Annotated in this window: 8 protein-coding genes; 7 read left to right on the top strand and 1 reads right to left on the bottom strand. The window is 68.4% G+C overall.

Annotated elements, in window-relative coordinates; genetic code table 11:
- Positions 1 to 11: 11 nt before the first annotated feature.
- From AC5Y43_RS23785 to AC5Y43_RS23755, 7 genes are read left to right on the top strand one after another with little or no spacing between them, the layout of a single operon-like run.
- Positions 12 to 1,169: a virulence factor Mce family protein gene (locus AC5Y43_RS23785; RefSeq protein ID WP_499976711.1), complete on the top strand. Its 1,158-nt coding sequence runs from the start codon at positions 12 to 14 to the stop codon at positions 1,167 to 1,169.
- On the top strand, positions 1,163 to 2,713 hold the full coding sequence (locus AC5Y43_RS23780) for a virulence factor Mce family protein (protein ID WP_499976702.1): 1,551 nt from the start codon (positions 1,163 to 1,165) through the stop codon (positions 2,711 to 2,713). The genes AC5Y43_RS23785 and AC5Y43_RS23780 overlap by 7 nt, the downstream gene beginning before the upstream one ends.
- Positions 2,683 to 3,492: an Rv1363c family protein gene (locus tag AC5Y43_RS23775; RefSeq protein ID WP_499976700.1), complete on the top strand. Its 810-nt coding sequence runs from the start codon at positions 2,683 to 2,685 to the stop codon at positions 3,490 to 3,492. The genes AC5Y43_RS23780 and AC5Y43_RS23775 overlap by 31 nt, the downstream gene beginning before the upstream one ends.
- A 26-nt stretch (positions 3,493 to 3,518) precedes the next feature.
- Positions 3,519 to 4,469 (top strand): RDD family protein, encoded by a 951-nt coding sequence (locus AC5Y43_RS23770; RefSeq protein ID WP_499976709.1) that lies wholly within the window; start codon positions 3,519 to 3,521, stop codon positions 4,467 to 4,469.
- Entirely contained in the window at positions 4,466 to 5,020 is a 555-nt protein-coding gene (locus AC5Y43_RS23765; protein WP_499976698.1) for an Rv1363c family protein, read from the top strand. Before AC5Y43_RS23770 ends, AC5Y43_RS23765 begins: the two co-directional genes overlap by 4 nt.
- Entirely contained in the window at positions 4,987 to 5,637 is a 651-nt protein-coding gene (locus AC5Y43_RS23760; protein ID WP_499976696.1) for an Mce protein, read from the top strand. The genes AC5Y43_RS23765 and AC5Y43_RS23760 overlap by 34 nt, the downstream gene beginning before the upstream one ends.
- A gap of 9 nt (positions 5,638 to 5,646) precedes the next feature.
- A complete protein-coding gene (locus AC5Y43_RS23755) occupies positions 5,647 to 6,339 on the top strand; it encodes a YoaK family protein (protein WP_499976694.1) in 693 nt (230 codons plus the stop codon).
- Here the strand turns inward: AC5Y43_RS23755 and AC5Y43_RS23750 are convergent.
- Positions 6,332 to 7,441 carry a phosphodiester glycosidase family protein gene (locus AC5Y43_RS23750; protein ID WP_499976707.1) on the bottom strand — a complete coding sequence of 370 codons (1,110 nt, stop codon included), beginning with the start codon at positions 7,439 to 7,441 and terminating at the stop codon, positions 6,332 to 6,334. The two genes, AC5Y43_RS23755 and AC5Y43_RS23750, sit on opposite strands and share 8 nt — an antisense overlap.
- Positions 7,442 to 7,478: the final 37 nt, after the last annotated feature.

Raw genomic sequence — 7,478 nt, 5'->3', positions numbered from 1 at the left:
ACCGACCGGCAGTGATCGCGCTCCGGATTCGCCACCGGTCCTGGCAGGGCCTGGTGTTGCTGGTGGCCGCCCTGGTGCTGAGCTCGTGCGGCTGGAAGGGCATCTCCAACGTGGCGATCCCCGGCGGGCCGGGCAGCGGCTCGGACTCCATGACCATCAACGTGCAGATGCCCGACACGCTCGCGATCAACGGCAACAGCAAGGTGATGGTCGCCGACGTCTACGTCGGATCCATCAAGTCGATCGAGCTGAAGAACTGGGTGGCGACCCTGAAGCTGGGTGTCAACAAGAGCGTCAAGCTCCCGAAGAACGCGATCGCCAAGATCGGTCAGACGTCCCTGCTGGGTTCGCAGCACGTGGAGTTGGATTCCCCGCCGAACCCGTCGCGGGAGCTGCTCAAGGACGGCGACACCATCCCGCTGAAGAACTCGACGGCGTTCCCCACCACCGAGCAGACGCTGGCCAGCCTCTCGCTGATCCTGCGCGGTGGCGGCATCCCCAACCTGGAGGTGCTGCAGAACGAGGTCTACAACATCTTCAACGGGCGCGGCCCGCAGATCCGGGCGTTTCTGGGCAAGCTGGACACCTTCACCGGCCAGCTGAACCAGCAGCGCGATGACATCACCCACGCCATCGACTCCACCAACCGCCTGCTGGTCTACGTGGGTGCCCGCGCCGACGTGCTGGACCGGGTGTTCACCGACATCCCGCCGCTGCTCAAGCATTTCGCCGACACCAAGCAGCTGCTGATCAACGCCGTCGATTCGGTGGGGCGGCTGAGCAAGGCCGCCGACCAGTACCTCTCGGAGGCGCGCGCCCCGCTGAACCAGGATCTGCAGTTGCTGCAATGCCCGTTGAAAGAGCTCGGCCGGGCGTCGCCGTACCTGATCGGCGCGCTGAAGCTGATCCTCACGCAGCCGTTCGACATCGACACCGTCCCCAAGATGTTCCGCGGCGACTACGTCAACGTGTCGCTGACGCTCGACGTGACCTACAGCGCGGTGGACAACGCGTTCCTCACCGGCACCGGGTTGTCGGGGGCGCTGCGCGCGCTCGAGCAGTCGTACGGGCGCGATCCCGAGACGATGATCCCCGATGTCCGGTACACGCCGAACCCGAATGACGCGCCCGGCGGGCCGCTGGTGGAAAGGGCGGACCGGAATTGCTGACCACCTTCATCCGGCGCCAGCTGATCGCCTTCGGGATCCTCACGGTGATCGCGCTGCTGGTGCTCGGCGTCTACTATCTGCAGGTCCCGAGCCTCATGGGCATCGGCCGGTATGAACTCAAGGCCGATCTGCCCGCGTCGGGGGGCCTCTACCCGACGGGCAACGTGACCTACCGCGGCATCACCATCGGCAAGGTCACCGACGTCGAGCCCACCGAGCGGGGCGCTCTGGCGACGATGAGCATCGACAGCCGCTACAAGATCCCGGTCGACGCGATCGCCAACGTCCACTCGGTGTCGGCGGTCGGTGAGCAGTACCTGGACCTGGTCTCCAGCGGGAACCCGGGCAAGTACCTCTCGCCCGGTCAAACCATCGCCAGGGGGACGGTGCCGGCCGAGATCGGGCCGGCGCTGGACACCGCCAACCGGGGGCTGGCGGTGTTGCCCAAGGACAAGATCGCCAAGCTGCTCGACGAGACGGCCCAGTCCGTCGGCGGGCTGGGCCCCGCGCTGCAGCGGCTGGTCGACTCCACGCAGGCGATCGTCGGCGACTTCAAGACTCAGATCACCGACGTCAACGACATCATCCAGAACTCCGGGCCGGTCATCGACAGCCAAGTCCAGTCCAACAGCGCGATCGAGCGCTGGGCGCGCAACCTGAACAGGTTGGCCGCCCAGACCGCGGCCAACGACCAGCACGTGAAAAGCATTCTGGCCCAGGGGGCGCCGACCGCCGACGAGGTCAACGAGGTCTTCAGCGGCGTGCGTGACTCGTTGCCGCAGACGCTGGCGAACCTCGAGGTCGTGATCGAACTGCTCAAGCGGTACCACCCCGGCCTCGAGCAAGTGCTGGTGTTCCTGCCGCAGGGCGCGTCGATCGCCCAGACGGTGGCCGCGCCCTACCCGAACCAGGCCGCGCTCGACCTGGCGCTGTCGATCAACCAGCCGCCACCCTGCCTCACCGGATTCATCCCGGCATCGCAGTGGCGTTCGCCCGCGGACACCAGCATCCAGCCCCTGCCGTCGGGCACGTACTGCAAGATCCCGATGGAGACGCCGTCCAACAGCGTCCGCGGATCGCGCAATATCCCGTGTGCCGACGTGCCCGGCAAGCGGGCGGCCACGCCGCGCGAGTGCCGCGACCCCAAGCCGTACGTCCCGGCGGGCACCAACCCCTGGTACGGCGACCCCAACCAGATCCTGACCTGCCCCGCACCTGCGGCGCGCTGTGACCAGTCGGTGCGGCCGGGCATGGTGATACCGGCGCCGTCGGTCAACAACGGCCTCAACCCGGCCCCGTCGGATCGGGTGTCGGGGACACCCCCGGCGACCAGCGATCCGCTGACGCGCCCGGGAACCGGCACCGTGCAGTGCAACGGCCAACAGCCCAACCCGTGTGTCTACACTCCGAGCGGGCCCCCTTCGGCGATCTACAGCCCGCAGAGCGGTGAGCTGGTGGGGCCCGACGGGGTGAGGTACTCCGTCGAAAACTCGACCAAAACAGGAGACGACGGATGGAAGGAGATGCTGGCGCCGGCCGGCTGAACCCCCCACCCATGCCGAGGTTTCGTCGACTGCGCAGGCCCTCCCGGCAGCCCGGTCCGAAGATCGATGAGCCGGCTGCTGCCCCGGAAATCGAGGAGACCCTCGCGACCACTCCGGCCGTGACGGCCGAGGAGCCACCGGAGACCGGAAAGACGCTCCAGGCCGAGGCGGGCGAGGCGGCCTCGGCTGCCGAGCAATCGCCGGAATCGGGAGCCGAAGACGAGCCCACCGAGACCGTCGAGGAGGCCGACGCCGTCCGGGACGCCGCGGCCGAGCGCGGTCCGTCACGCATGGGCCGCGGCTGGCTGTCCGGCATCGCCGCCGCGCTCGTGCTGCTGGCCGGCGGCCTCGGCGCGGGCGGCTACCTCGCGTTGCGTTACCACCACGAAAGCCAAGTGATCGCGCGCAACGACGCCGCGGCGCTCAAGGCGGCGGTGGATTGCGTGTCGGCGACCCAGGCCCCCGACACCCAGGCGATGGCCGCCAGCGAGCAGAAGATCATCGACTGCGGCACCGACGCGTACCGTTCCCAGGCGCTGCTGTACACCAGCATGCTGGTCCAGGCGTATCAGGCCGCGAACATCCACGTTCAGGTGTCCGACGTGCGGGCCGCGGTGGAGCGCAACAACGACGACGGCTCGATCGACGTGCTCGTCGCGATGCGCGTCAAGGTGGCCAGCGATCAGCAGCAGAACGAGAGCGGCTACCGGCTGCGGGTCAAGATGGCGTTCGCCGAGGGGCAGTACCGCATTTCCAAGCTCGACCAGGTGACGAAGTGACGGTGGTGGTCCCGGAGACGCACGCTGTGACTCGGACCCAGGATCTTTCCCACGCGGCCGTTCCTGCGTCGCCGCGGGATGCCTTGGCGCCCTGGCATCTTCGGGTCGGCGCCTTCGCCGTCGACGTCCTGGCGGGTGTCGCCGTGGCGACGACGCTGGCGTTGGTGTCGTTCACCGTACCCGACGGCGTGTGGTGGTGGGTGTCCGTGTGCGTCCTCGGCGCCGTCATCCTGCTGATGTTGGTCAACCGGTTGCTGCTGCCGGTGATGGCGGGTTGGAGCCTCGGCCGCGGGCTGTTCGGCATCGCGGTGGTGCGCCGCGACGGCACCGGGGCCGGGCCGTGGCGGCTGCTGATGCGGGACCTGGCCCACCTGCTCGACACCGCATCGGTGGTGGGATGGCTTTGGCCGCTGTGGGATTCGCGGCGCCGCACGTTCGCCGACCTGCTGCTGCGCACCGAGGCGCGGCGCGTGGAACCCGACGCGACGCCGCCCCGTATCCGGCGGTGGGCCGCGACGGCGGTGCTGACCGCGGCGTCGGTGTGCCTTGCGGCCACCGCCATGAGCTATCTGGCGGTGTACTCCCGCGAGCGGGCCAGCGATCAAACCAGGGCGCAGGTGCAGGCTCAGGGCCCGAAGATCGTCGCGCAGATGCTGACGTACGACCCAAAGTCACTGGACGAGGACTTCGCTCGCGCGCGGTCGCTGGCGACCGACAACTATCGCGGCAAGCTGACGGCCGAACAGGACAAGGCCAAGAAGCGAAACCCGCTCATCAACGAGTACTGGCCGAGGGACTGGTCGGTCCAGTCGGCCAGCCCGGACCGCGCGACGATGCTGCTGTTCTTGCAGGGACGGCGCGGCACGGCGCCCGACGAACGGTACATCAGCGCGACCGTGCGCGTGGAATTCGCCAAGGGCGGGGACGACCGTTGGCGCGTCGACGACCTGATTCCCTTGCCCGGGAACAGAAAATGAGCCCTCGCCGCAAGTTCGAGCCCGGCTCCGGAGCGCTGCTCGTCGAGCACCCGGCGCCGCCGCCCCGGCCGTGGGGGCTGCCGGTGGCCGGCGCGGTGGCCGCGGTGCTGATGGTGGCGTCGATCGCGGCCTGCACGCTGATGCTGATCTCGCACCAGTCGCGTGCGCGCACCGCGTCGCGGGAGCGCGAGGTGATCAATTACGTCACGGGGTTCATGACACAGTTCACCTCCATCGACCCGTTTCACGCCAACGACTACGTGAGCCGCGTATTGGGCCAAGCCACCGGGGATTTCGCCAAGCAGTACCGCGACAAGGCCAACGAGATCCTGCTCCAGGTGGCCCGGGCCGAGCCGGCGACCGGCACCGTTCTGGGCGCGGGCCTGGAGCGGTGGAACGACGACGGCGGCGCCACCGTGATGGTGGCCACCGAGGTCACCTCGAAGTCGCCGGACGAAAAGCAAATCTTCGAGAACACCAATCGTTGGACGGCAACCGTCACGCAGGAAGGGAATCAGTGGAAGATCAGCAACCTGCTGCAGGTGACCTGAGCGCCGACGCCACAGAGGTGGACGAAAGCACCGACACCCCAACCGAATCCGCGCCCGAGCCGCCCGAGGAGACCAAGGTCAAGCGCCCCCGGCGCAAGCTGTTGGCCGGCAAGCGCCTGGCCATCGTCATCGCGCTGGCCGCGCTGCTGTTCGTCGGCTCGGCGGCGTTCGCGGGCGCGATGGTCCAGCCGTATCTGACCGACCGGGCCACCGCAGCAACGAAACTCAAGGTCGCGCGGACCGCGGCCAACGCCATAACGACGCTGTGGACCTACACGCCGGAGAACATGGACGGGCTCGCCGATCGCGCGGCGGCCTACCTCAGCGGCGACTTCGAGGCCCAGTACCGCAAGTTCGTCGACGCGATCGTGGCCCCCAACAAACAGGCCAAGGTCACCAACCACACCGAAGTCACGGGCGCGGCTGTCGAATCGCTGGACGACCCGAACGCCGTCGTCATCGTGTACACCAACACCACGTCCACCAGCCCGCTGACCAAGAACATCCCGGCGCTGAAATACCTGTCCTACCGGCTGTTTATGAAGCGGAACAACGACCGCTGGCTGGTGACGAGGATGACGACCATCACCTCGCTGGACCTGACGCCGCACGTCTAGCCGCCGCCCATGCCCGTCGCGTCGCCGGTTTCCGACCGCTCGACCGTCGCGGCATTGCTGTTGTTGACCTTCGCCACCGGTCTGGCCGACGCCATGAGCATCCTGGTGCTCGGCCACGTCTTCGTGGCCAACATGACCGGCAACGTGATCTTCCTCGGCTTCTGGCTGGCGCCCAAGTCCAGCATCGACCTGACCGCGGTCGCGGTGGCCCTGCCCACCTTTGTCTGCAGCACGATCGCCAGCGGCCGCCTGGCGCGGCATTTCGGTGCGCGGGCGCGACCGTGGATCACCACGGTGCTGGCAACCGAAATCGCGCTGCTGGTGGCGCTGTCGTCCCTGGCGGGCGCCGGTGTGCTGCGCTATCACGACGACACCAAGCTGATCATGATCGGCATGCTGGCGGTGACGTTCGGTCTGCAGCACTCCAGCGCGCGCCAGTTCGGCATCCAGGAACTCTCCACCACGGTGTTGACGTCGACGATCGTCAGCCTCGGCCTGGACAGCAGGCTGGCCGGCGGGACGGGGGCCCGCGAAAAGCTGCGCTACAGCGTCGTTTTCACGATGTGCTTCGGCGCCCTGGTCGGCGCCACGATGTCACGATTCGTGGTGGCGCCGGTGTTCGCGGTCGCCGCGGTGGTGGTCGCGGCGAGCCTGGTGATCTTCCGCTTCGGGCCGCCACAGATGGCGACGCTGACTAGTTGAACGCCAGCCAGCTGGGCAGCGCCCGCTCATGGGAGTCGCACAGCACCTGCCGGGTGTCGCACGACCCGCGGGGCGACCCGGCGCCGGCCCACATGCCCCCGGTGTCGCGGCGCAGCACGATCGCCGACGAGCCTCCGCCGTCGAGCAGGATGGCGGTGTCGCTGCCCAGGCCGCGGAAGAGGTCCTGGATGTTGTCCGGCGTGTAGCTGCCGCCCTCGAAGATGTACATCTCGTCCTTTGGCTTCGCGTAGGCGATCGCCGTGCGCGCGGCGCTGGGACCGCCGTCGTGCAGCTGGCCGGTCTTGCCGGGGGACAGCAGGCCGATCCCCGACACCGCGACGAACCGCTCGTTGCGGTTCAGCAGGTCGGCGACCACCGGGGTGGCCACGTCGTAATCCTGGGGGCTCTTGGGCCGCAACACATATGGTGCGCCGCCCGACGGCAGGATCATCGTCGACAGGGCGCTCCAGCTCTCGCCGCCACCGGACAGCCCCTGCTTGCCCGGATAGGCGACGGTGCCGGTGACCGCCTGGTTCGCCCGGCCCTGCCCACGGGTGTTGTCCACGAACGCACCCAGCGGCGAGCTGCAGCCGGTCTGACGCCAGGAGCCCGCCTTCTGCGGCCGGATGTCGAAGAAGTTGGCGTTGATCGCGATGGTCGGCTGCCCCATTCGCTGCCAGGCCTGCAGCGGCGGGTAGATCTCCGATGCCTGCCACAGCCCCTCACCGGTGCGGGCGCCGGCATTGTTTTCGCAACGCGCCTGATCGCCCTGGTGGGTGTCGACGAGCAGGTGCGGCGCCAGGCGCCCCGCCGCGTTCTTGATGATCATCAGGTGGCCGCCGTTGTTCATCTCGTACCAGCCGCCCCCGGCGTTGAGCATCGGCGTGGGATGCCCGGGCCCGAAGTTGTAGACCAGGTACGAGCCCCGGGTGGCGTTGATGGCGCCGGCAAGGAGGTCACGCCCGTCGGCGGCGTGCGCGACGAACTGCCCGGTGGTGCACGTCAGCGTCGCGCACGCGAGCACCGCCGCGCAGCAGGCCACCAGCCGGCGCAGGCTGGCGAGAGGCGTCAGCACGATGGACCTTTCGGCACTGGTCGAGATGCAACATAAACATCATCAGTCACACCAGTAACACTGT

The organism is Mycobacterium sp. NGS57 (genome assembly GCF_059812405.1).
Note: the sequence above shows the minus strand (reverse complement) of the source record. Positions and strands in the feature narration are given on the sequence as shown.

Bases quoted from the DNA above. Each gene is read 5' to 3' on its own strand.
- AC5Y43_RS23775 (WP_499976700.1), top strand. From the start codon at position 2,683: ATGGAAGGAGATGCTGGCGCCGGCCGGCTGAACCCCCCACCCATGCCG.
- AC5Y43_RS23765 (WP_499976698.1), top strand. From the start codon at position 4,466: ATGAGCCCTCGCCGCAAGTTCGAGCCCGGCTCCGGAGCGCTGCTCGTC.
- AC5Y43_RS23755 (WP_499976694.1), top strand. From the start codon at position 5,647: ATGCCCGTCGCGTCGCCGGTTTCCGACCGCTCGACCGTCGCGGCATTG.